This window comes from Capnocytophaga felis (assembly GCF_009684755.1).
In the GTDB taxonomy this organism is placed as follows: domain Bacteria; phylum Bacteroidota; class Bacteroidia; order Flavobacteriales; family Flavobacteriaceae; genus Capnocytophaga; species Capnocytophaga felis.
On sequence record NZ_BLBC01000005.1, the window covers coordinates 283,998 to 308,003 of the forward strand.

The 24,006-nt window shown below is 35.9% G+C and carries 18 protein-coding genes; 9 read left to right on the forward strand and 9 right to left on the reverse strand.

Annotated features, from left to right (window positions below; genetic code table 11):
• Positions 1–7: 7 nt before the first annotated feature.
• Positions 8–697, reverse strand: coding sequence for an LOG family protein (locus tag GN105_RS02535; protein WP_155283874.1), 690 nt, complete (start codon positions 695–697; stop codon positions 8–10).
• Positions 698–720: 23 nt separating this feature from the next.
• On the reverse strand, positions 721–1,284 hold the full coding sequence (locus GN105_RS02540) for a hypothetical protein (protein WP_155283875.1): 564 nt from the start codon (positions 1,282–1,284) through the stop codon (positions 721–723).
• Positions 1,285–1,586: 302 nt separating this feature from the next.
• Between GN105_RS02540 and GN105_RS02545 the strand changes: the two genes are divergently transcribed.
• Positions 1,587–3,704 (forward strand): peptidylprolyl isomerase, encoded by a 2,118-nt coding sequence (locus GN105_RS02545; protein WP_155283876.1) that lies wholly within the window; start codon positions 1,587–1,589, stop codon positions 3,702–3,704.
• A 129-nt stretch (positions 3,705–3,833) separates the two neighbouring features.
• Complete coding sequence (locus tag GN105_RS02550; protein WP_155283877.1) at positions 3,834–4,598, forward strand: exodeoxyribonuclease III; 765 nt, start codon at positions 3,834–3,836, stop codon at positions 4,596–4,598.
• A gap of 64 nt (positions 4,599–4,662) precedes the next feature.
• Here GN105_RS02550 and GN105_RS02555 read toward each other — a convergent pair whose 3' ends face one another.
• From GN105_RS02555 to serS, 3 genes are all read right to left on the reverse strand, one after another.
• The gene (locus tag GN105_RS02555; protein WP_095897107.1) at positions 4,663–5,043 is read right to left on the reverse strand and encodes a TraR/DksA family transcriptional regulator; all 381 of its coding nucleotides are present in this window, start codon (positions 5,041–5,043) and stop codon (positions 4,663–4,665) included.
• A 288-nt stretch (positions 5,044–5,331) separates the two neighbouring features.
• Positions 5,332–8,814: an isoleucine--tRNA ligase gene (gene ileS / locus GN105_RS02560; protein ID WP_155283878.1), complete on the reverse strand. Its 3,483-nt coding sequence runs from the start codon at positions 8,812–8,814 to the stop codon at positions 5,332–5,334.
• Between the two features lie 201 nt (positions 8,815–9,015).
• Positions 9,016–10,296, reverse strand: a complete 1,281-nt coding sequence (gene serS, locus GN105_RS02565; RefSeq protein WP_155283879.1) for a serine--tRNA ligase — start codon at positions 10,294–10,296, stop codon at positions 9,016–9,018.
• 269 nt (positions 10,297–10,565) lie between these two features.
• Here serS and GN105_RS02570 point away from each other — a divergent pair, with 269 nt between their 5' ends.
• The 4 genes from GN105_RS02570 to GN105_RS02585 all read left to right on the forward strand — a co-directional run bounded on the left by GN105_RS02570 (position 10,566) and on the right by GN105_RS02585 (position 15,123).
• Positions 10,566–12,752, forward strand: coding sequence for a glutamine synthetase III family protein (locus GN105_RS02570; protein ID WP_155283880.1), 2,187 nt, complete (start codon positions 10,566–10,568; stop codon positions 12,750–12,752).
• Positions 12,753–12,913: 161 nt separating this feature from the next.
• A complete protein-coding gene (locus GN105_RS02575; RefSeq protein ID WP_155283881.1) occupies positions 12,914–13,360 on the forward strand; it encodes a PepSY-like domain-containing protein in 447 nt (148 codons plus the stop codon).
• A gap of 20 nt (positions 13,361–13,380) precedes the next feature.
• Positions 13,381–13,818: a PepSY-like domain-containing protein gene (locus GN105_RS02580; protein ID WP_155283882.1), complete on the forward strand. Its 438-nt coding sequence runs from the start codon at positions 13,381–13,383 to the stop codon at positions 13,816–13,818.
• 39 nt (positions 13,819–13,857) lie between these two features.
• Positions 13,858–15,123 carry a PepSY-like domain-containing protein gene (locus tag GN105_RS02585; protein ID WP_155283883.1) on the forward strand — a complete coding sequence of 422 codons (1,266 nt, stop codon included), beginning with the start codon at positions 13,858–13,860 and terminating at the stop codon, positions 15,121–15,123.
• Positions 15,124–15,173: 50 nt separating this feature from the next.
• Here the strand turns inward: GN105_RS02585 and GN105_RS02590 are convergent, their stop codons facing one another.
• The 4 genes from GN105_RS02590 to GN105_RS02605 all read right to left on the reverse strand — a co-directional run bounded on the left by GN105_RS02590 (position 15,174) and on the right by GN105_RS02605 (position 20,599).
• Positions 15,174–16,373 carry an OFA family MFS transporter gene (locus GN105_RS02590; protein WP_155283884.1) on the reverse strand — a complete coding sequence of 400 codons (1,200 nt, stop codon included), beginning with the start codon at positions 16,371–16,373 and terminating at the stop codon, positions 15,174–15,176.
• A 75-nt stretch (positions 16,374–16,448) separates the two neighbouring features.
• On the reverse strand, positions 16,449–17,744 hold the full coding sequence (gene tyrS / locus GN105_RS02595; protein WP_155283885.1) for a tyrosine--tRNA ligase: 1,296 nt from the start codon (positions 17,742–17,744) through the stop codon (positions 16,449–16,451).
• 51 nt (positions 17,745–17,795) lie between these two features.
• On the reverse strand, positions 17,796–18,206 hold the full coding sequence (gene ruvX, locus GN105_RS02600; protein ID WP_155283886.1) for a Holliday junction resolvase RuvX: 411 nt from the start codon (positions 18,204–18,206) through the stop codon (positions 17,796–17,798).
• Between the two features lie 35 nt (positions 18,207–18,241).
• Positions 18,242–20,599 (reverse strand): hypothetical protein, encoded by a 2,358-nt coding sequence (locus GN105_RS02605; RefSeq protein WP_227977334.1) that lies wholly within the window; start codon positions 20,597–20,599, stop codon positions 18,242–18,244.
• Positions 20,600–20,795: 196 nt separating this feature from the next.
• Between GN105_RS02605 and GN105_RS02610 the strand changes: the two genes are divergently transcribed.
• From GN105_RS02610 to argS, 3 genes are all read left to right on the forward strand, one after another.
• Positions 20,796–21,515, forward strand: coding sequence for a hypothetical protein (locus GN105_RS02610; RefSeq protein ID WP_155283887.1), 720 nt, complete (start codon positions 20,796–20,798; stop codon positions 21,513–21,515).
• A gap of 27 nt (positions 21,516–21,542) precedes the next feature.
• A complete protein-coding gene (locus tag GN105_RS02615; protein ID WP_155283888.1) occupies positions 21,543–21,977 on the forward strand; it encodes a DUF4268 domain-containing protein in 435 nt (144 codons plus the stop codon).
• A gap of 136 nt (positions 21,978–22,113) precedes the next feature.
• Positions 22,114–23,901, forward strand: a complete 1,788-nt coding sequence (gene argS, locus GN105_RS02620) for an arginine--tRNA ligase (RefSeq protein WP_155283889.1) — start codon at positions 22,114–22,116, stop codon at positions 23,899–23,901.
• Positions 23,902–24,006: the final 105 nt, after the last annotated feature.

Sequence of the window (24,006 nt, forward strand, 5' to 3'; positions counted from 1 at the left end):
GAATTTACTAAAAATTAGGTCTTAAATTGTATTTCAAATAGAATTTTTCGATAATATCAATAACTTCATCTGCCGTATCAACAATTTTGAAAAGGAACATATCCTCAGGAGAAATGTTTTGGAATTCCTCTAAAAGTGTTTTTTGGCACCAATCAATTAATCCTTGCCAGAATTCACTTCCCACCAAAATAATTGGGAATTTATCAATCTTTTGCGTTTGGATAAGTGTGATGGCTTCAAAAAGCTCGTCCATCGTTCCAAACCCACCAGGCATCACAACAAACGCCTGTGAATATTTGACAAACATTACTTTACGAGCAAAAAAGTAATCGAAGTTTAAATTTTTATCTCTGTCAATATACGGATTATCGTGTTGCTCGAAAGGCAAATCGATATTCAGCCCAACTGACGAACCATTCCCCTGACGGGCTCCTTTATTTCCGGCTTCCATAATACCGGGTCCGCCTCCTGTAATTACACCAAAGCCCGATTCCACGATTTTTTCTGAAATTTCCACAGCCAGATTATAATATTTGCTATCGGGTTTGGTACGTGCCGAGCCAAAAATTGACACACACGGACCTATTTCACTTAGCTTTTCATAACCTTTTACAAAATCACCCATTATCTTAAACATCGACCAAGAGTCGTTAGCCTTAATTTCATTCCAAACTTTAGAATGTTGTTTTTTATTCATATTTTATATTTTTTAGTTTTATTTTATCGTTTAAAGAAATCATATCCTATTTTGAAACTCAATGAAAAAGCACCTCCTTTGCTATTGGGATTTTTCCCGAGTGTTTGCGAATATCCATATCCAACGTTAAATTCATAATTGAAATTTCTGGCAAAGCTACGACGAATACCGAAAGTGGGCATTATGCTAATAGAGTTATAATCATTGGATAAATCATTATAATTGGAGATGATAAACCAATTAGGGAAATATTCAGCACGAAGTGAAAAATAGTTTCCGCTATTATTTTTGATGTTTTTTCCTTTTTTCACACGACGATTTAATCCGTAATACCATTTACCTTCAAGTGAAGCAGCAGGAATTAGCAAAAAGCCTGTCTTTTCATACATTGTTCCTGTCCAAAAACCTCCGTGTAAGCTCAATTGCGAACGCAAAGCGACCGCATCAGAAAGCTTATGTTCATTGTAAACATTTGCTCCGAATAACCCGGCTTGAACACCTATAAGATCTTTTTCAACACTTGCATTTTGAGCCTGAACTATGCCAAATCCTACTAAAATAAAAACAATAACTGTAAATCTTTTCATAAAAAAATTAGAATTTAAAAAGGCAAATATATAAAAAACGACTTATAAAACACCTTTGTTAGCTTTGCTTTTTAGGAATTATTTAAAATTTAAAATCGAAACTTCGCTTTAAGTAGCATTTTGTAACTAAACAAAGGTTATAATTCGGCTAATCCTACTCTTAAAACAAACGAATTTCACTTTAGTCAAGGAAGTTAAGAAAATCCTTTTTTAAAAAATCTTTAAAAGATATTTTTATTATTGCTCAGAAAGTATTACTTTCGCCGACTAAATTAACAATACTAAAAATTAGATAACGAAAGATGGCAGTTCTTGAAAAAATTAGAAACCGTACAGTATTCCTCATCGTAATTATCGGGTTGGCATTATTTGCTTTTGTAATTTCTGACTTCATTGGTTCGGGAAGGTTCAGCAATTCGCACCCTACAGAAGTAGGAACCGTTAACGGAGAAGATGTTTCCATTGATGCTTTCCGCTACCAAGTAGAAGCTACTATTCAAAATTCAAACGGACAAGCAAGCACCATTGAAGCCGCGAAATATGTTTGGGAACAGAACGTTCGTAACATTCTTTTAAAACAACAATTTGAAAAATTAGGTTTGAGTGTTGAAAAAGACCAAATCATTTCAATTCTATCAAAAAGCCCATTAGCTCAAAATCAAGAATTTGCAAATGAGTTTGGTGTTTTTGACCCCTCAAAATTCATCAGCTACTTAGCTACCCTGAAAGCAAGCAATCCGCAAGCTTATCAACAATGGAAAATGCAGGAAGAAGCTCTTATTGAAGGAGCAAAACAACAAATGTACTTTAGTCTGATTCGTGGAGGATTAGGAGTTACTAATGCCGAAGCAGAAATTGCTTACCATCAAGAGCAAGATAAAACTGACATCAAGTTTGTTGCCCTGCAATATAGCTCAATTCCTGACAGCACAATTACCGTAAGCGACAGTGAAATAAAATCATACATCAACAAACACGAAAAACAATTCAAGCAAGAAGCTTTCCGCAACATCCAATACATCGTTGTAAACGAAAAAGCTTCAGAGGCTGATATTCAAGAAAGTAAAGAGACTTTAAATAAACTACTTTCTCCTGAAATTGTTTTCAACAGCCAAACCAATTCAAATGACACAATTGCAGGTTTTGCAAAAACAATTAATATTCGTGAGTTTGTAGATAAGCATTCTGATACTCCTTATGATTCTTTGTTTGTAACAAAAAATCAATTGCCTATTGGCTATGCCGACACTCTGTTTACACTTCCTGTAGGAAAAGTTTTCGGACCATATGAAGACGGAGGTAGCCTAAAACTATCACGTATGCTTGCCAAAGAAACTAACGGAGCTGTAAAAGCAAGTCATATTTTGATTCCTTACACAGGAAGCCAAGCTGCAAATCAGAACGTTACTCGCACCAAAGAGGAAGCACAAGCTAAGGCCAAAGAAATATTAGCCCTTGCACAAGCTCCCAATGCTGATTTTGCTGCATTAGCAAGAGAAAATTCCGAAGAGCCCGGAGCTGCTTATAGTAGTGGTGATTTAGGATTCTTCACGAAAGGAAGAATGGTTAAGCCTTTTGAAGAATTTGTTTTCTCAAATCCAACAGGGCATATCGGCATAGTTGAAACAGACTTTGGCGTTCATATTGTAAAAATTACAGAAAAAACCGATGCCGTTCAAATTGCAACCATCACACGCAAAATTGAGCCTTCGGAAGCTACATTAAATGAGTTATTCTCAAAGGTTTCAAAATTTGAAATCGACGCTTTGGCTGATGCTAAAAACTTTGGAGAAGTTGCAAAAAAATCGGATTTATCTGTACTTCGTGCGGATAATCTTAAACAAAATGATGAATATATCATCGGTTTGGGAAATAATCGTGCCATTGTGCAATGGGTCTTCCAGAAAGAGAGCAAAGTTGGTGATATTCGTAAATTTACATCAGGAGGAAACTACATTGTTGCTCAACTTACCAAAAAAGGCGAAAAAGGAATTAGCTCAGTTCAGGACGCTGCTCCTTTTGTAAAACCAATCTTAATCCGTCAGAAAAAAGCTGAAATCCTTGCAGGAAAAGCTAAAGGAAGTTCATTGGATGCCATCGCTTCTGCAAACAAAGGTGAAGTGAAAACAGCTACGGGATTATCAATGAACAACCCTACAATCATCGGTGAAGGACGCGAGCCAAAAGTTGTAGGTACGGCTTTCGCTTTGAAACAAGGTCAGATTTCAAAACCAATTGAAGGAGAAAATGGAGTGTACGTAATTGAGGTAACTTCTACCGCAAAAGCTCCTGCTATTGATAGCTATAACTCATACGTAAAAACATTAGAAGGACTGAAATTAGGGCGTGCTTCAGAAGAAGTTTTGAATGCTCTTAAAAATTCGGCTGAGATAAAAGAAAGTCTTAGTTTGTTCTACTAAGAAAAAACACAAAAAATAGAGAAGGAAGGCATTGACCTTCCTTTTTTATTTTTCATAAGCATCATATCTTATTAATTAAAATATATTACATTTGCCTCCCCAAAAATAATTATCAAAAACAAATCTCTGATGAAAATCATATCTTACAATGTAAATGGTGTACGTGCCGCAATGACCAAAGGACTCATAGAGTGGTTAAAAAGTGCCAATCCTGATGTACTTTGCTTACAAGAAATCAAAGCTTTAGAATCACAAATTGAAAAAACAGCCTTTGAAGAGTTGGGCTATAAATATCAATACTGGCATAGTGCTGAAAAAAAAGGATATAGCGGAGTTGCAATACTATCAAAAATTAAACCCAATCACGTTGAGATAGGAAGCGGCATTAATTATATGGATATTGAAGGACGCATACTCCGTGCCGATTTTGAAACAGTTTCCGTGATGAGCCTTTACTTACCATCAGGAACAAATATTGACCGATTAGATTTCAAGCTAACCTTTATGGCTGATTTTCAAAAGTATATTGATTCATTAAAGAAATCATACCCAAATTTAATCATATGCGGAGATTACAACATATGTCATAAAGCCATTGATATTCACGATCCTATAAGAAATGCGAATGTTTCTGGTTTTCTGCCCGTAGAACGTGAATGGCTGGACAATTTTATGAAAAGTGGATTCATTGACAGCTTTCGTCATTTCAACAAAGAACCTCACAATTACTCGTGGTGGAGCTATCGAGCCAATGCCCGAAACAATAACAAAGGGTGGCGTATTGATTACAACTTAGTAGCACAACCTCTCGAAAACCGACTGCAACGTGCTTTGATTCTTCCTGAAGCAAAACACAGCGACCACTGCCCCATTTTGGTAGAAATCGAGGATTAATTTTTTGCAAATAAGTCAGATAAAACTGAGAAATAACTCAATTCTATCTGACTTTTCTTTGAAATTATTGTAAGTTTTTTGCTTCAATGCTCAAAGTAGTATGAGGAACAGCAAGCAAACGTCGTTTATCAATCAATTTACCTGTTACTCTGCAAACTCCATAAGTTTTATTCTCTATTCGGATGAGTGCGTTTTTCAAGTCACGAATAAACTTCTCTTGACGGATTGCCAAAGTTGTGTTTTCTTCTTTACTTGTCACTTTTGAACCTTCCTCAAAAGCCTTAAAAGTAGGCGAAGTATCTTCTGTCCCATTTGTTGCACTATTCATATATGCACTTTTGAGAAGTTCCAAATCTGCTTGAGCTTTTTTAATTTTTTCTTCGATAAGAGCCTTAAACTCCTCTAATTCCTTATCGGAATATCGAACTCTAACGTTTTCTTCCATAATTATTTCTTTTTGTGTCGTTAAACATTTTTGATATGTTTTCCCAATTTCAGAAAAATAATACTCCAAATCAAAACCGCTGGAATCAAAAAAATCAGAAAATGTACCGATTTCGCATAAACAAAAGCCCCAACAACACTCCGGTCAAAAAACTACCAAACACCAAATCTAAAAGTGTTTTTTGGTAATCAACAAATTCCCAATTTTCAAGTCTTTCAATAATTTTTTGTTTAAATTTAAAAATACAATCAAATTGATTTTTAAAAGAAAACTTACCCTACACTCATTTTACGCCTTCTCCACTATAATTTTCGTTGTAACACCATCAAATTCAATCAGTTCGCTTGAAAGGTTTTCCACAAAGAAAAGTTCATTGGTAAGCGTTTCATTTTTAATATATTGCAAATTCGCCGAAACGGCTTCTTCCAAGGCTTTATCACTTTGCAAACGAATATTGATTTTATCCGTAATTTCAAAACCGCTGTCCTTACGGATATTTTGAATTCGGTTTACCAACTCACGAGCAATTCCCTCTTTTTTAAGTTCATCCGTGATGTGAATATCCAATGCCACCAACAAACCTCCGGAACTTGCCACCAGCCAACCTTCAATGTCTTGCGTTGTGATTTCGACATCTTCAATGCTTAAAGGTACGTCTTTTTCTGCTAATTTCACAATAATTTCACCATTTTTTTCAATGGTTTGAATATCTTCTTGCGTAAACTGCTGAATGGCAGCAACAACCAATTTCATATCCTTACCATAACGAGGACCTAAGGTTTTGAAATTCGGCTTAATTTGCTTCACCAAAACGCCTGATGCATCTTCCAAAAGCTCGATTTCTTTTACGTTTACTTCCGATTTGATAAGGTCGGCAACTGCCTCAATTTCGGCTTTTTCCACTTCACTCATAATCGGAATCATTATTTTTTGCAACGGCTGACGCACCTTTATCATTTCCTTTTTACGAAGTGAAAGCACCAATGACGAAATGTTTTGAGCCTTTTCCATTTTGCTTTCCAACTCCTTGTTGATAAGCAATGTATTAGCTTTCGGAAATTCGGTAAGATGCACACTTTCAACGGATTCCCACCCAGTTCCTGCCATCAAATCTCTGTACAATTTATCAGCATAGAACGGAGCTACGGGAGCCATCAATTTGGCAACATTCACAAGGCAAGCGTACAGCGTTTGATATGCCGAAATCTTGTCCGCCTCGTATTCGCCTTTCCAAAAACGACGACGCGACAAACGTACGTACCAATTGCTCAAATGCTCTTGCACGAAATCCGAAATCAAACGAGTGGCACGCGTAGGCTCATACTCGGCAAACGCTTCATCAACTTTTTGGATAAGCGTGTGTAATTCTGACAGAATCCAGCGGTCAATTTCAGGACGTTCCGCCAACGGAATTTCATCTTCTTGGTGAGTAAATCCGTCCGTGTTGGCATACAAAGCAAAGAACGAGTATGTATTGTAAAGCGTTCCGAAGAATTTACGTCTCACTTCGGCAACTCCTTCTAAATCAAATTTTAAGTTATCCCACGGATTGGCATTGGAAATCATATACCAGCGAGTGGCATCGGCTCCGTATTCTTCCAAAGTGGTGAACGGATCGATGGCATTTCCTAAACGTTTGGACATTTTTTGTCCGTTTTTATCTAATACTAATCCGTTGGAAACCACATTTTTGTATGAAATTCCATCGAAAACCAATCCAGCAATGGCGTGTAAAGTATAGAACCAACCGCGTGTTTGATCAACTCCTTCGGCAATGAAATCGGCTGTTTTCCAAGTATTTTCCACCATTTCTTTGTTTTCGAACGGATAGTGCCATTGTGCGTACGGCATCGCTCCCGAATCGAACCAAACGTCAATCAAATCACTTTCACGTTTCATCGGTTTGCCCGAAGCTGAAACCAAAACGATTTTATCTACTACATTTTTATGCAGGTCAATTTTCTCGTAATTTTCATCGGACATATTTCCTACTTGAAAATCGGCAAACGTATCTTCGCTCATCAATCCTGCGGCGATAGACTTCTGAATTTCAGCCTTTAACTCTTCCACAGAACCAATGATAATTTCTTCTTTTTTGTCTTCGGTACGCCAAATCGGAAGCGGAATTCCCCAATAACGGGAACGCGACAAATTCCAATCGTTGGCATTCTGTAACCAATTTCCGAAACGCCCTTCGCCGGTGGCTTTCGGTTTCCAATTGATGTTTTTATTCAGCTCAAAAAGGCGGTCTTTTACATCGGTAATTTTGATAAACCACGAATCAAGCGGATAGTACAACACGGGCTTATCAGTACGCCAACAATGCGGATAGCTGTGGACGTATTTTTCAACCTTAAATGCCTTATTTTCAGTTTTTAACAGAATCACCAATTCCACATCCCAATTTTTTTCGGGAGCTTCATTAGGATTATCATAATATTCGTTTTTGATATATTTTCCGCCGAAAATTTCAGGAACATTTTCACCCTTTACGAATTTCCCTTGCAAATCTACCAATGGCACAAGGTTATCATTTTCATCTTTGATGAGCATTGGCGGGATTCCGTTTTCTTTTGCCACACGAGCGTCATCAGCACCAAAAGTAGGAGCGATATGTACAATTCCGGTTCCGTCTTCGGTGGTTACGAAGTCGCCTGTAATCACGCGGAACGCATTTTCAGGATTTTCAGCAGGTAAAAACCACGGAATCAGTTGCTCGTAGGTAGTTCCTTCCAAATCCGAGCCTTTAAATTCGGCTATGATTTGATACGGAATTTTGGCGTGTTTCATTTCGCTGGTTTGCACAATCGCCACATTGATAATATCCAGAGCGTCTTCTCTATCAGGGATTTCGTTGTATTTTTGCTCGATTCGGTTAAATATTTCAGAATTTTCGCCTTCGGCAAATTTGCTTCCGAATTGTTTTGATACTAAATCTTTTGCTAAAATCACATAAATCGGCTCGTAAGTGTATTGATTAAAAGTTTTAACCAACACATAATCAATGTTTTTACCCACAGCCAAAGCCGTATTTGACGGAAGTGTCCAAGGAGTTGTCGTCCAAGCCAACACAAACACATTTCTACCTAAATCTTTGAATTGATTTACAAGCTGATATGAAAAAGTTTTCACACGGAATTGAGCCACAATCGTAGTATCGGAAACATCACGGTAGCACCCTGGCTGATTGAGTTCGTGCGATGAAAGTCCCGTCCCCGCTTTTGGGGAATAAGGCTGAATGGTGTAGCCTTTGTACAGAAGTCCTTGGTCGTAAATCTGTTTGAGAAGCCACCACACCGACTCCATATATTTGGATTTGTAGGTAATATACGGATTTTCCATATCTACCCAATAGCCCATTTTTTCGGTAAGGTCGTTCCAAATGTTGGTATAACGCATTACGGCTTCTTTACAAGCCTTGTTGTAGTCTTCCACCGAAATTTTCTTCCCGATATCTTCTTTGGTGATGCCCAATTCTTTTTCCACGCCAAGCTCCACAGGAAGTCCGTGCGTGTCCCAGCCTGCTTTTCGGTTTACCAGAAATCCTTTTTGAGTTTTATAACGACAGAAAATATCCTTAATGGCACGTGCCATCACGTGGTGAATACCCGGAAGCCCATTGGCTGACGGCGGTCCTTCAAAAAACACAAAAGACTCCTCACCCTCACGCGTTTTGATGCTTTTTTCAAATATATTTTCTTCCTTCCAAAAGGCTAAAATTTCTTCCGCCACTTTGGATAAATCCAAGTTTTTGTACTCTTTAAATTTCATTTTCTTCTAACTTCTAATTCACTGTAATTGAACAATCTCCCTTTTTTCAAAGAATCGAGATTATTTTAAGAGTGCGAATTTAATAAAAAATACTTTATGAAATGTTTTTAAATAACTTTTTTTGAATCGAACAAAAATTAAAAACCTGAAATTGACTTTTTTAAATCAACTTCAGGCTTTCCCACCAATGAAAAATTAATGCTATTTTTTAAGTTCTATTTTATCAAATCCGGTGTACTTACGCAACACTTCCGGAATTACGATAGCATCTTCGGTTTGATAATTTTCCAAAATTCCGGCTAAAACGCGAGGCAACGCCAATGAACTTCCGTTAAGGGTATGAGCCAGTTTATTTTTTCCGTCGGCATCTTTGTAACGCAATTTTAATCGATTAGCTTGATAAGTCTCAAAGTTAGATACCGAACTGATTTCCAACCACTTTTGTTGAGCCGTAGAATAAACTTCAAAATCATAGGTCAATGCCGAAGTAAAACCTAAATCACCTCCGCAAAGCCGTAAAATACGATATGGTAATTTTAGTTCGTTCAAAATGGATTTTACGTGTTCTACCATCGTATCCAGTGCTTTATACGAATTATCAGGGTGTTCCACACGCACAATTTCCACTTTATCAAACTGATGCAAACGATTTAACCCGCGTACGTGAGCTCCATAACTGCCTGCTTCTCTGCGGAAACAAGGTGTGTACGCCGTACAACAAATCGGGAAATCACTTTCTGAAAGTAGCGTATCTCTGAAAAAGTTAGTTACAGGTACTTCGGCAGTGGGTATCAGATATAAATCGTCTAACCCTACGTGATACATTTGCCCCTCTTTATCAGGAAGTTGCCCGGTTCCAAAACCTGAAGCTTCATTCACAACGTGTGGCACTTGAAATTCTTGATAGCCTGCTTCTGTATTTTTATCTAAAAAATAAGTGATTAAAGCACGTTGCAACTTAGCTCCTTTTCCTTTATATACCGGAAATCCGGCACCGGTAATTTTCACTCCTAACTCAAAATCAATGATGTCATATTTTTTGGCTAACTCCCAATGAGGCAAAGCATTTTCGCTCAAATTTGGAACTTCACCGGCTTCAAAAACTACCTCATTATCCGTTTCGGATGTCCCAAAAGGAACTAAATCATTAGGAATATTCGGGATACGATATAGCAATCCGTTTAAATTCTCCGAAATTTCAGCTAATAAATCGGATAGATTTTTTGATTTACTTTTTAACTCTGCTGTTTTCTCTTTCAAAGCATTAGCCTCAGATGCTTTCCCTGATTTAAACAACTCTCCAATTTCTTTAGAAATGACGTTAGATTCTGCCAAAACACTATCCAATTCAGCCTGTGTAGCCCTTCGCTTCTCATCCAACTCAACAACTTCATCAATGATATGTAAATCTTTGAAATTTCGTTTTTTAAGTCCGCTTAAAACCTTTTCTTTATTTTCTCTAACAAAAGTAAGTTGCAACATATTGCCTATATTTTATTTGTTTTGAATCACAAAAGTACAACAATATTTTACAAAGGCAAAAAATATATCATAATGCTATGTTCTTTTGCAGTAAAGAAAACACCTTTTACATTTATATATGCACTAAAAATTTTTAATAAGGAAATCCATTTTACAGTGCAATTGTGAACAAAACCATAAATTTTCAATTCAACCCCATCTTTTTCACAGGGCATTCATTGCAATTTATTATATTATTTTTACATTTGCCCCTATAAAAACACACACTTATGCCTAATTTAAGATTTAATGCTTTAAAAGAAGTCGGTTCAAGAAAACCAGTAGTAATAACAGAAAAAGGAAAACGTTCCGAACTTTTCGGAAAAAATGTGTTCAACGAAGAGGCTATGCGTAGGTATATGACCAGTGAAGCCTTTGAAAGCGTGATGAACTCAATTCATTACGGAATAAAAATTGATCGCAAAGTGGCTGACCAAGTAGCTGCTGCAATGCGTGATTGGGCAATTTCAAAAGGAGCAACACATTACACACATTGGTTTCAACCATTAACAGGAACAACTGCTGAAAAACACGATGCTTTTTTTGAACCTGTAGGAAGAGACAAAGCCATTGAAAAATTTGGTGGCGGGCAATTGGTTCAGCAAGAATCGGACGCATCAAGTTTCCCGAATGGAGGAATCCGAAACACTTTTGAAGCTCGTGGTTATACTGCTTGGGACCCAACTTCTCCGCCTTTCGTTTATGGAACAACTCTTTGTATTCCAACGATTTTCATTTCATACACAGGAGAAGCTCTCGACAATAAAACTCCTCTACTAAAAGCAATGACTGCCATTGACCAAGCCGCAACAGAAGTAGCTAAATATTTCGATAAAAATGTAACGAAAGTAACTCCTACTTTGGGTTGGGAGCAGGAATACTTTTTAGTAGATAAAGCCTTAGCAAATACACGCCCCGACCTCGTACTTGCCGGACGTACACTTTTAGGACAACAAGCTGCCAAAGGGCAACAACTGGACGACCATTATTTCGGTTCAATTCCTGACCGCGTACTGAGCTATATGCGTGATTTAGAGCACGAATGCTTGCTTTTGGGAATCCCTGCAAAAACAAGACATAATGAAGTTGCTCCCAATCAGTTTGAATTGGCTCCCATCTTTGAAGAAGCCAACTTAGCTGTTGACCAAAATTCATTATTGATGGACGTTATGAACAAAGTTGCTGAACGTCACGACTTTGTAGTTCTTTTCCACGAAAAACCTTTTGCCGGCGTAAATGGTTCAGGTAAGCACAATAACTGGTCATTAGCCACTGATACCGGCGTAAATTTGCTCGCTCCAGGGAAAACTCCAATGAAAAATTTACAGTTTTTGACCTTTTTCATCTGTACGATAAAAGCCGTTTGTGAATATGAAGAATTACTCAGAGCTTCAGTGGCTTCGGCAAGTAATGACCATCGTTTGGGAGCAAATGAAGCTCCTCCTGCTATTGTTTCCGTCTTTATTGGCGAACAACTAACCAAAGTTTTAGATGAATTGGAAGATGTTTCTAAAGGAAAACTTTCTCCAGAAGAAAAAACAGAACTAAAACTCAACGTTGTAGGAAAAATTCCTGATTTATTTTTGGATAATACCGACAGAAACCGAACGTCATCATTTGCCTTTACCGGAAATAAATTTGAATTTCGTGCCGTAGGTTCCAAAGCAAACTGTGGAAAACCAATGGCAGTCATAAATACAATTGTTGCCAAACAACTTATCGAATTTAAAAAAGAAGTAGATTATTTAATTGAAAATAAAGGACTTAAAAAAGACGAAGCGATTTTCAATGCGTTGCGTGAATACATCAAACAATCGAAAAAAATTCGTTTTGAAGGCGACGGATACAGCGAAGCCTGGGAAAAAGAAGCCGCAGAAAGAGGATTAAGCAATAATAAAACCACTCCTGAAGCCCTGAAGGCCAATATTTCGGAAAAAGCCATCGCTCTGTTTGAAGAAATGAAAGTAATGAGCCGAGTTGAGATTGAAGCTCGCTATGAAATTGAATTGGAAGAATACAAAAAAAACATTCAAATCGAAGGTCGCTTAATAGGAGATATTGCTCGAAATCACGTAGTTCCAACCGCAGTGAGATATCAAAATACACTTATTGAAAACGTGAAGGGCTTAAAGGAAATCTTCGGAAATGATTATCAAGGAGTTGCCGATGAACAAATAGAGCTAATCAAACGCATTTCAAATCATATTAAAATGATTCACAGTAAAGTAGATGCTATGATTGAAGCCCGAAAACAGGCAAACAAACTAACAACCGCAGAGGAAAAAGCCAATGCTTATTGTAATAAAGTAAAACCTTATTTTGATGAGATTCGTTATCATTGTGATAAATTGGAAACAATGGTAGATGACGAGCTTTGGACACTAACAAAATATCGTGAGTTGTTATTTACGAACTAAAATTCCTCTTTCTGAACAAAAAAGCACTTTTTCTCAAAAGTGCTTTTTTTCATTTATCTTTTAAAAAATTATTTTTTTTTCTTACATTTATTTGCATTCCTAAATCTTTCCCAAATCCGGATATACTTTTGCCTCTGTAAACAAATAAATATTTTTATTATATGAGAACATTCAAAAAAATCGGGACATTATTAGTTGCTTTATTTAGCGTAACTTTTGCATCTGCACAAAATGATAAATTCATATCCTTCAATCAATTACCAGCAAAAGCACAATCTTTTATTAAAGAACATTTTTCAGAAGGAGACATTGCTTCTGTTTGGGTGGACGCTGATTATTTATCGAAAAAAGAATACACAGTTATTTTCAATGATGGTTCGGAAGTGGAGTTTTACTCAAATGGAGATTGGGAAGAAGTTAAATCAAGAACAAATGAAATTCCTGCCAAAATTATCCCTGCTGGAATAGCTCAATACGTACAGAAAAATTTCCCAAATACTTTTGTGAAAGAAATAAAAAAACGTAAAAACGGATATGAGATAGAACTTTCTAATGGACTTGATTTAGATTTCAACCGTGCTGGAAAATTCTTAAGAATTGATGATTAAATCTTAAACATTTGAAAGTTATGAAAAAAAATATATTGTACATATTTGCCTTGGTATCGTTTTTGGTTTCTTGCGGTGGAAGTGATGATAAAGTAGTAGGAATCAATGACGTTCCTAACGTAGGACAAGCGTTTATCAGCAAACATTTTTCCGGGCTGAAAGTTTCTCAGACTGTAAAAGACAATGATGGAAGCTATGACGTTCGTTTTACAAACGGAACAGAGGTTGATTTTGATGCACAAGGAAACTGGACAAGCGTAAGTGCCGCTGATGGACAAACACTTGCCGACACGTCGTTCATTCCCAACGCAATCACTTCATACATAGCCCAAAACTATCCAAAAAATGGCATCAATAGTATTGAAAAAACGGTAACCGGCTATGAAGTAGAGCTTGTAGGCTTGGCTCAAGAACTAACTTTTGACAAAAACGGAAATTTTACCGGACTTAAAAAATAATAGAAAACTAAAATTAAAAAAATTAAATCTTACATAATTATGAGAAAACTTTTTTCAAAATTGGCTATTGTTGCTCTTGCAACGTCTCTGATGGCTTTTTCTTGCGACAAGGATGATGTAATCCCTTACAATAACTTGCCAGCTACGGCACAGTCATTCGTTAGCAAATATTTCAGCAATGCTAATGTTGTCAGAACAGAAAATGAGAGCAATGGAACGTACTCTGTTGATTTATCCAACGGAGTGGAAGTTGACTTTGATGCAAATGGAAATTGGACTAAAGTTGATGCACGTGACGGACAGAATTTATCTGCTTTAGTTACTTCAATGGAGTTCATTCCTCAAAGCATCATTACCCACGTAACAAAAACATATCCTAACAATGCCATCAACAGCATTGAGAAGAAAAGAACAGGTTACGAGGTGGAACTTGTAGGAATCAAAGATGATATCCATTTTGATGCTAACGGACAGCCTATCGGAGCAAACAATAACAACGGAGGAAACGGAAGTACCGGAACAAGCAACACTACCATTATAGGAACTGTTCCTCAAGTGGTTCAAACAAATGCCAATAATTTCTTGGCTGCTTATTTCTCTTCGATTGCGGTTATCAAAATTGAAGTAGAATCTAACAAAGTAGATTATGACTTGGCTAATGGCGTTGATATTGATTTTGACTTAAATGGTAATTGGATTAATGTTGATGCTCGCGACGGACAAGCTTTATCAAACACAGCTTTTATTCCTCAAAGTATTCTTAATCACTTAAAAACAATTTATCCTAACAATGCTATCAATGGGATTGAAAAAACTGTTACAGGTTATGAAGTAGAGCTTGTAGGAATCAAAAATGATGTTCATTTCGATGCTAACGGACAGCCTATCGGAGCAAACAATAACAACGGAGGAAATGGAAATGCTGGAATAGGAAACACAACCATCATAGGAACAGTTCCTCAAGTGGTTCAAACAAATGCTAATAATTTCTTAGCTACTTATTTCCCTTCGATTGCTGTGAAAAAAATTGAAGTAGAATCTAACAAAGTAGAATACGACTTGGCTAATGGCGTTGATATTGATTTTGACTTAAATGGCAATTGGATTAATGTTGATGCTCCTGACAGACAATCCATTCCAACAGGATTCATTCCTGCTGCAATAACAAGATATGTACAAGCAAACTACTCAAGATACGCTTTCAACAGCATTGAGAAGAAAGCTACTTCCTATGAAGTAGAGCTTGTAGGCTTCAAAAGAGATTTGATTTTCGATTTAAATGGTAATTTCGTCAGATTAGACTAACAGAAGTAACAATAAAAACCCTCAAAATTTGAGGGTTTTTTATTTTTAATCTATCTTTTCGATTTTATCAAAAAACTCAACAAAAAAGCTACAACCGAAACCGCAAGCCCCGTTACAAACACGTAAACGCCTGCATTTTCATTAAATGTATCTTTCAAGAAAGCAGTGGTTAGTGTTCCCACTAAACCTCCAACTCCCCAACCCGTCAGCATTTTTCCATACATCTTAGCCATTTTGGCTTTTCCAAATTCATCTTTAACAAGAGAAGGTAATATCCCAAAACCTCCTCCGTAACAGAGAAGTACTAAGCAAACCAATTCGGAAAACAAAATCACATTCTGAGAAAAAATCAGCAAAATGAAACATCCTATTTCAAACCCGATGAGCATTCTGAAAGTGTTGATACGCCCTATTTTATCCGACAAACTTGCCCAAACAAGGCGTCCAATTCCGTTAAAAAATGCACTTACAGCAATTAAAGTTGCCCCCGCTTGCATTAAAGATTCTTTATCAACCTGTCTTTCTTTTTGAATAAGCTCCTGAAGAAGAGGTGATTGAAAAGATAAAAAAATCATTCCTACGATAATGTTCAATGTAAAAATCAACCATATCAGAATCGTTTTTTTACTCGAACTTTCTGACTCAGGAATTTCTTTCTCCGCACAAACCACTTCAGTTTGAGGAGGAAACTTTAAAAACATTCCCAATAAAGGAATCACCGCTAAAAACAAAATTCCTGAATATCGAAAACTCAAAGCCACATTTTGTTCCGTTAGTTCAAAAAAAAGCGGAGCTAATATTTTGGACATCATAAAAGCTCCCAATCCGAAACCCATCACCACCATTCCTGTTGCCAACCCTTGATTTTTATTGAACCATCGGCTAACCACAGCAACCGGAGTTACATACGCAAGTCCCAAGCCACATCCTCCTATCAGTCCAAAACAAAGATAAAACAGCCATAAATTTACACTTTCCAAAGCATACGAAGCTAAAATATACCCCAATCCGAATAAAATTCCTCCTGCGATTGTCAGTTTCTGTGGCTTATAAACTCCCAATTTTCGTCCTGCCCAAGAAGCCGTAATTCCTAATGTCAAAATTGTTAAGCTAAACGCCATTGTGGTCTCGGTATTGTTCCAGTTTGTGTTTTCCATTATTGGAACTTGAAAAAAACTCCAAGCATAAACTGTGCCTAAAAACAAATGGATTAATGTTCCTACAATCGCTGTTTTCCAAGAGTTTGACATCGTGTTATTTTTTTATTTATTAAAAAAAACAAACCACGAACTGAATTTTCAATTCGTGGCTTTTATTATTCTTATTTATGTTATTCTGACTACAAAATAATTTTTCTTACCTCTTTGAAGCAAAACAAACTGATTGTTTATCAAATCTTTTTCTGTAACTGTGTAATCTTCCGATACTTTTTCTTTATTTACTGAAATTGAATTTTCTTTCAATGCCCTGCGAGCCTCGGAATTACTTTTTATAAATTCAGTTTTAGCAGAAAGTATGGCTATCATATCCAATCCTTTTTCGATATCTGCACGAGAAAGCTCAGCTTGAGGAACTCCATCGAAAACATCAAGAAAAGTCTGTTCATCCAATTTTTTCAAGTCATCTGATGTTGAATTTCCAAACAAAATTTTCGATGCTTGAATTGCCTTTTCCAATTCTTCTTTTCCGTGAACCAAAACTGTAATTTCCTCAGCCAGCTTACTTTGCAACACTCGTAAATGAGGAGCTTGTTTATGTTCTGCTGTCAAACGTTCAATTTCTTCTTTGGGAAGCATCGTGAAGATTTTAATATATCGCTCAGCGTCCTCATCGGAAGTATTTATCCAATATTGATAAAACTTATACGGCGATGTTTTCTTCGGGTCGAGCCAAATATTTCCGCCTTCGGATTTCCCGAATTTTGTTCCGTCTGCTTTAGTGATAAGCGGGCAAGTCATTGCAAAAGCTTTCCCTCCTGCAATTCTGCGAATCATTTCAGTTCCCGTGGTGATATTTCCCCATTGGTCAGAACCTCCCATTTGAAGCGTGCAGTTTTTCTCTCGGAAAAGATGCAAAAAGTCATAACCTTGAATCAATTGATATGAGAATTCAGTAAACGACATTCCGTCCGTATTTTCATTCGGGTCGAAACGTTTTTTCACAGAATCCTTCGCCATCATATAATTCACTGTAATATGTTTGCCAATATCACGAATAAAGGACAAAAATGAGAAATTTTTCATCCAATCGTAATTATTCACAAGCTCTGCTTTATTAGGTTCTTTACTTTCAAAATCCAAGAATTTAGCTAATTGTTTTTTGATTCCTTCGATGTTGTGAGCCAAAACTTCTTCTGTGAGCAAGTTTCTTTCAACTGATTTTCCGGAAGGGTCGCCTATCATTCCTGTGGCTCCTCCAACCAAAGCGTAAGGTTTATGCCCACAGTTTTGGAAATGCCTGAGAATCATCACTCCCACCAGATGTCCAATATGTAATGAATCGGCTGTGGGGTCAATCCCAACATACGCTGAACGAATTCCTTCCAATAAATGTTGCTCTGTTTCAGGCATTATATCCTGAATCATTCCTCTCCAACGAAGTTCTTCTACAAAGTTTTTCATTGTAACCATTTTTTATAAACAATTGGCAAAAATAATAAAAAAACTGACAACCTACTTTCTACTCATATAATTTTGTAAAATCAAAGTTGCACTAATTTCGTCGATTAGGGCTTTATTTTGGCGTTGTTTTTTCTTCAATCCGCTATCAATCATCGATTGGAATGCCATTTTAGAAGTAAATCGTTCATCTTCACGAACGATTGTTATTTCAGGAAATTCTTTCTCAAGAAGTTCTATTTTTTTTTGAATTTCCATCTCAATATCAGAAGATTCATTATTCATTCGTTTAGGTTGCCCCACAACTATTTCTGTTACATTTTCTTCAGAGATGTATTTTTTCAGAAAAACAATCAATTCCGTTGTTGCAACCGTAGTCAGCCCTGAGGCAATAATACGCAACGGGTCTGTTACAGCAATTCCACAACGCTTACTTCCATAATCTATCGCTAAAATTCGAGACATAACAACTTCTATTTAAAAAACTTAAAATCAGCAAATTATTTCAACTCCTTCATTTCATATACACTTACCCGATTTTTGGTCAGCCCAAAAACAACCCAAATAGATTTATCCAAATCAACATCCATATCCATCGGAGAAACTCCTTCTAAAGGAAAATCTTGCATAAGTTTTCCTTGCTCATTCCACAAGTAAACTTTCTGATTTTGAACATCGTTTGCCGAAACATAATTCACACCTCGCACCCGAAAAAGTTTCTGTTTATCATATCTTGCATCGGGAATCTGAATTTTTACACTTCCTATTGATAATGTATTTCCTGAAAGAAACGATGTTGTATATTGATTTCCAATCAGATAATGATTTCTATCCCAATTCCTTTCCGTTTTAACTATATTTCCGTTTAAGTCTATGCGAGTGAGGTTTCCGTCTTGGGTTGAAAACAAAAATCGATTATCAAAAAATAATGGCGGATTATTTGAAAAATCGTATTTTCCCTGAATCGGTATGCGAATTTCACCATTGCGATGCAGAACGTTAAACTTCCCATTATCAGACAGATAAACTAAAAAATCTTTATCTCCTGCTCGGTAATGTTTCGGAGTAAACAGCGGAGCTGCATCGGTATTCTTCCTTAAAAAGCCGCCTACAACATTGCCTTTTTTATCCAACATATGTAATATTTTCCCTTCTGCAAAGAGGAATCTGTATTCTCTATTCTTATCATAATCAAACACTTCAAGCGGAGTTATTTTACCTTTATATTTTTTAGGAAAAGGAGCCACATTGTTTCCATTTCTGTCCACCACCCAAATAGAATGTTCCGTTGTAAAAGCCATCTGTAAAAAGCCATTTTTAAACAAATCTACCTGATAAATAGGACTTTGTATCTTACCATCTAACCTCTTTTTCCACAACAAACTCCCATTGTTTCCAATCAGATAGAGGTCATAGTTTTCATCTTGAACAGCAATTTCTCTGCGTTTTGTCCTGTGATTGAGCAATATGGCAGGAGGAGTAATCATATCTGCGTCCAATGCAAATTGAAAACGTTCTTTAATCTTATCTGTAATAGAAGTTTTTGTTTGTTTTTTACTCACAAAATTAAACATATAATACTCATTCTGACAAGTTTGCTGAAAAACAGCCCAACGATAATTTTGAGCAATTTGAGGATATTTCTCACGAAATTCACTGCTATTGTACAAATTTGCAACACGTGTCAAACTCATATTTGAGGCTGTGTTTTTTTCTAACAATTCGTACGATTTATTTTCAGAAAGCGTATTTTTTCGTTCAATATCGTTCATAACCGAGCTAAGAACTTCTTTTGTTTTTGAAAAAACCAAATAATCATTGTGTACAGAAACATATTTCGGTTTAAAATTAGGTTCAAAAACGCCGAAAAAGTCCAATGAAGAATCTTTATTTAACTCATAAACAGGAAATTCTCTTTGTGGTTCTTCAGATAAAATGGGCAGTTGTAGTAAAGTTTCATCTACATCAAAAGACGAAGCAGCCGCAAATTTTCCGTCAATAGTTTGTGCAAAAACCAATCCGTTGAGTGTTTTTTGGAAAGAAGCACTAACCGAATCAGGAAGAAATATTTTTCCTGCATCTTCAAAGGAATAAGAAGTCATTCCTAAAATGTGCGAAGGTACTATTTCGGCAGGATTGCTTTCGTGAGGTTTTGCCTCCAATAACACATCTGCTTTGTAATCGTTTTGAGCAACTGCCATTCCGCTGAATCTCAAATCGTTTTCCTCCAAAAACAAATCCAATGCAAGCCAATATTTGAATGGTTTTGTAATATCAGTTTTGAAAAAAGGAGAAAAAAACTGATTCGCTTGCTCTTTCTGCATAAATAAATTGGCACTGCAATCAGTTGTGGCAATCTTTTGAAGTTGCTCCAAGACAGCTTGTTTTTCAGACTTTTCCTGAGCTTCAACTTCCGTTTTAAAAAATGAATCAATTTCTGACGAATTACTAATTATCAATCTGTTATCTACAACCGTGTAATACCATTCTTTGCCAAATTGTGATTGTTTTTGGATTGTTGTGTTTGCATTTTTCCAAATGCTCAGTGTATCCGATTCTTCTTTTTTAGTGATGGCGAAAAAATTTTTATAAGCGGTAAAAGCAACCCATATATTATGGTCTGTAGGAAGACTTCTTAACAATTTTGTTTCGTAAGAACGTAATGGTTTAGGATTGTTTTCTTTCCAAAATTCGTTGTTTTCAATAGCACTTAAAAAATTATTTTTGTGATTAACCCGATAGATAACTTGTGTATTTTCAGGAAATAACAGTACGTCGCCCTTAACAGAATTTCCTTTTTTGTTGCAGGCAACCAGTCCTAAGACGAAAAATAATATTTTTATAAAAACACGATTCACTTACTCAATCTCATTGCAAAAATATGTTTTTTTTTAAAATCTTGCAATTGATAAGCCTATAAGCTCCTCAAATATGCAATATTCTCAATTAAAATTCACTTTTTCTGATTTTAAGTATCAAAATTCGCATTACTTTTTTGAAAGAAAATTATTATTTTTTATTTTTGCTCTAAATTTTTCAAATATCATCAAATTTATGAGAACTTATTTTTATTTGTTAATGGCATTTTTTCCCTTTTTAGGATTCGGGCAAAATACCGATATTTTTGTTATACTCCCTAATCAATTTGAATTTCAAAAGAAAGCAGATGATTTTCAATTAAATAGCTTAACAAAATTTCTTCTTGAAAAAGAAAATTTCAAAGTCTTTTTTGAAAATGAAACGCCTGAGGAAATCACACAAAATCCTTGTAACTATTTAAAAGCAAATATTTTAAATACATCAGGAATGTTCATTACAAAACTTCAATTAACCCTAACTGATTGTAAAGGAAAACAAGTTTTTGTTTCTGAAATAGGAAAAAGCAGGGAGAAAGAATTTAAAAAAGCTTATCAAGAAGCCCTTCGAGATGCTTTTTCTGCAGGAAACAAATTGGCTACTTTTAAGCAAAATCACAAACACGAAACTCCTACTCTATCAATTTCTTCCGCAAAAACCATAACTGAAAGCAAGATGGAATCTAAATCTAATGACGTAACAATGTTGTATGCTCAGCCCAACAACTTAGGCTTCCAGTTAATTGATAACACTCCGAAAATAATTCTGAAAATAAAACAAACTTCTTTGCCTAATGTTTATCTCGCAGAAGACGAATACGGCAATCACGGTATATTCTACAAAACTGAAAATCAATATATTTTTGAATTCATTAAAGACGAAAAACTACAACAAAAAGCATTAAACGTTAAGTTCTAAACCCCGAAAAATATTTTTTAAATTTTTATGTACAGCAAAGCAGAAGCAAAAAAATTGCGTGAAGATTTCTGGATTTCTTTTGGTAAATCTTTCCCTCGCAAATGGGTGCTATACAACACTAAAATAAAAGATTTTAGCTTTAAATTCTATTTTGACACAAAAAAAGCCATCGTATCTTTAGACATTGAAGACAACATATTAAGTAACAGAATTTTATATTACGAAAAACTAATTTCTTTAAAAAGTATTCTTCTTGAAGAATATCTACCTGATGCCATATTTGAGGATTGTTATTTTTTGGATAACAAGAAGGAAATCAGCCGCATTTACGTACAAAAAGAAAACGTAAACATTCACAATAAGGATACTTGGCGAGAAACGATGGAGTTTTTATATGAGAAAATGTCCAAATTTGAAGAATTTTGGTATGAATATGAAGATGTTATAAAAGAAGATTTTTAACAAACTAATTTACAATATATTACCATCTCCTCAAAATCAAAAATAGAAAATTATTTCATTCATAAAAAACGCTTAAGGTAGAAATTCGTTTGGAAATTATGTATCTTTGCGGGCTATAATGAAAAATATTTCAGATATGCAGAATTTACAAGAAATACTAAAACAACATACACAAAAGGCAGTTGAGCAAATTTTTGGCGTTCAACTTGAAAACGTTGAATTACAGCAAACTAAAAAAGAATTTGAAGGCGATGTTACGGTTGTGATTTTCCCAATGTTACGTCAGATTAAGGGAAATCCGGAGCAAATCGGGCAGCAAATCGGGACTTTTTTACAAGAAAATGTGGCAGAAGTCAGCGGATTCAACGTAGTAAAAGGATTTTTAAATTTAGTAATTTCTGATTCGTATTACATTGATTTTCTGAAAAATATAGAGAAAGAAAGCCGTTTTGGATTGGCTCAGCCGAATTCCAAAAAAACGATAATGGTCGAATATTCTTCACCCAACACCAACAAACCGTTACATTTGGGGCATATCCGCAATAATTTGTTGGGATATTCGGTAGCTGAAATCTTAAAAGCAGCCGGACATAAAGTATATAAAACTCAGATAATCAACGATAGAGGGATTCACATCTGTAAATCAATGATTGCTTGGCAGAAGTTTGGCAATGGCGAAACGCCTGAAAATTCGGGATTAAAAGGCGACAAACTTGTCGGGAATTATTACGTAGCTTTTGACAAAGCGTATAAATCTGAAATAGAGCAACTTATTTCCGAAGGAAAAACCAAAGAAGAAGCTGAAAAACAAGCCCCCATATTTTTGGAAGCCCAAGAAATGCTCCGAAAATGGGAAGCCGGCGACGAGCAAGTTATTTCGCTTTGGAAAACAATGAATCAATGGGTTTACGACGGATTTTCAACTACTTACAAAAACTTAGGCGTTGATTTCGATTCGTATTATTACGAAAGCAACACATATCTGTTAGGAAAAGACATCGTTGAGGAAGGCTTGCAGAAAGGCGTTTTTTTCAAGAAGGAAGACGGGTCGGTTTGGTGCGATTTAACCGCCGACGGATTGGATGAGAAATTAGTACTTCGCTCCGACGGAACTTCCGTGTATATGACCCAAGATATTGGTACGGCAATTCAGCGAGTTAAGGACTATCCCGATGTAAAAGGAATGGTATATACCGTTGGAAATGAGCAAGATTATCATTTTAAAGTTTTGTTTTTAATTCTGAAAAAATTAGGCTACGATTGGGCCGAAAACCTGTATCATTTAAGCTACGGAATGGTGGATTTGCCGAGCGGAAAAATGAAAAGCCGCGAAGGAACGGTGGTCGATGCTGACGATTTAATTGTCGAAATGGAGCAAACTGCTGAGGAAATTTCGCAAGAATTAGGAAAATTAGACGGGTACGATGAAAATCAGAAAAGGAAATTATATCACACCATCGGTTTGGGAGCTTTGAAATACTACATTTTGAAAGTTGACCCGAAAAAACGCATTCTTTTTGACCCAAAAGAATCGATTGATTTCCAAGGAAATACTGGTCCGTTTGTGCAATACACTTATGCTCGAATAAAATCTATCTTACGCAAATACAATGAAATAGGAGTTTCAAAATCAGATAGTGAATTGATTTCAGAACTACATCCAAAGGAGAAAACCTTACTTAAAAATATGGGACTTTTCCCCGAAGTGGTGCAAAATGCAGCAGACTCATATAGCCCTGCAATCATCGCCAATTATGTATATGATTTGGTAAAAGATTTCAATTCTTTCTATCAAAATGTATCCATTTTAGGAGAAGAAAATGAAGCAAAAAGAGAGTTTCGGGTGTCGCTTTGTAAAAAAATAAGTGAGATTATTGCTTCTGCTTTTGCTATGTTGGGCATACAAGTTCCTGAAAGAATGTAGAATACTTTTCAGGAAGAAAAATATTTTACAAAAAGGAAGAAAAATATTTGCCAAGTAAAAAAATGTTTTTATCTTTGCACTCGCAATACGATAAGGATTGCATTT

Excerpts from the sequence above, each read along its gene's own strand:
- GN105_RS02545 (WP_155283876.1), top strand. The coding sequence starts at position 1,587 with ATGGCAGTTCTTGAAAAAATTAGAAACCGTACAGTATTCCTCATCGTA.
- GN105_RS02550 (WP_155283877.1), top strand. The coding sequence starts at position 3,834 with ATGAAAATCATATCTTACAATGTAAATGGTGTACGTGCCGCAATGACC.
- argS (WP_155283889.1), top strand. The coding sequence starts at position 22,114 with ATGCAGAATTTACAAGAAATACTAAAACAACATACACAAAAGGCAGTT.
- GN105_RS02555 (WP_095897107.1), bottom strand. The coding sequence starts at position 5,043 with ATGGAAGAAAACGTTAGAGTTCGATATTCCGATAAGGAATTAGAGGAG.
- tyrS (WP_155283885.1), bottom strand. The coding sequence starts at position 17,744 with ATGAAAAACTTTGTAGAAGAACTTCGTTGGAGAGGAATGATTCAGGAT.
- GN105_RS02570 (WP_155283880.1), top strand. The coding sequence starts at position 10,566 with ATGCCTAATTTAAGATTTAATGCTTTAAAAGAAGTCGGTTCAAGAAAA.
- ileS (WP_155283878.1), bottom strand. The coding sequence starts at position 8,814 with ATGAAATTTAAAGAGTACAAAAACTTGGATTTATCCAAAGTGGCGGAA.
- GN105_RS02615 (WP_155283888.1), top strand. The coding sequence starts at position 21,543 with ATGTACAGCAAAGCAGAAGCAAAAAAATTGCGTGAAGATTTCTGGATT.
- ruvX (WP_155283886.1), bottom strand. The coding sequence starts at position 18,206 with ATGTCTCGAATTTTAGCGATAGATTATGGAAGTAAGCGTTGTGGAATT.
- GN105_RS02580 (WP_155283882.1), top strand. The coding sequence starts at position 13,381 with ATGAAAAAAAATATATTGTACATATTTGCCTTGGTATCGTTTTTGGTT.
- GN105_RS02585 (WP_155283883.1), top strand. The coding sequence starts at position 13,858 with ATGAGAAAACTTTTTTCAAAATTGGCTATTGTTGCTCTTGCAACGTCT.
- GN105_RS02540 (WP_155283875.1), bottom strand. The coding sequence starts at position 1,284 with ATGAAAAGATTTACAGTTATTGTTTTTATTTTAGTAGGATTTGGCATA.
- serS (WP_155283879.1), bottom strand. The coding sequence starts at position 10,296 with ATGTTGCAACTTACTTTTGTTAGAGAAAATAAAGAAAAGGTTTTAAGC.
- GN105_RS02535 (WP_155283874.1), bottom strand. The coding sequence starts at position 697 with ATGAATAAAAAACAACATTCTAAAGTTTGGAATGAAATTAAGGCTAAC.
- GN105_RS02590 (WP_155283884.1), bottom strand. The coding sequence starts at position 16,373 with ATGTCAAACTCTTGGAAAACAGCGATTGTAGGAACATTAATCCATTTG.
- GN105_RS02575 (WP_155283881.1), top strand. The coding sequence starts at position 12,914 with ATGAGAACATTCAAAAAAATCGGGACATTATTAGTTGCTTTATTTAGC.
- GN105_RS02610 (WP_155283887.1), top strand. The coding sequence starts at position 20,796 with ATGAGAACTTATTTTTATTTGTTAATGGCATTTTTTCCCTTTTTAGGA.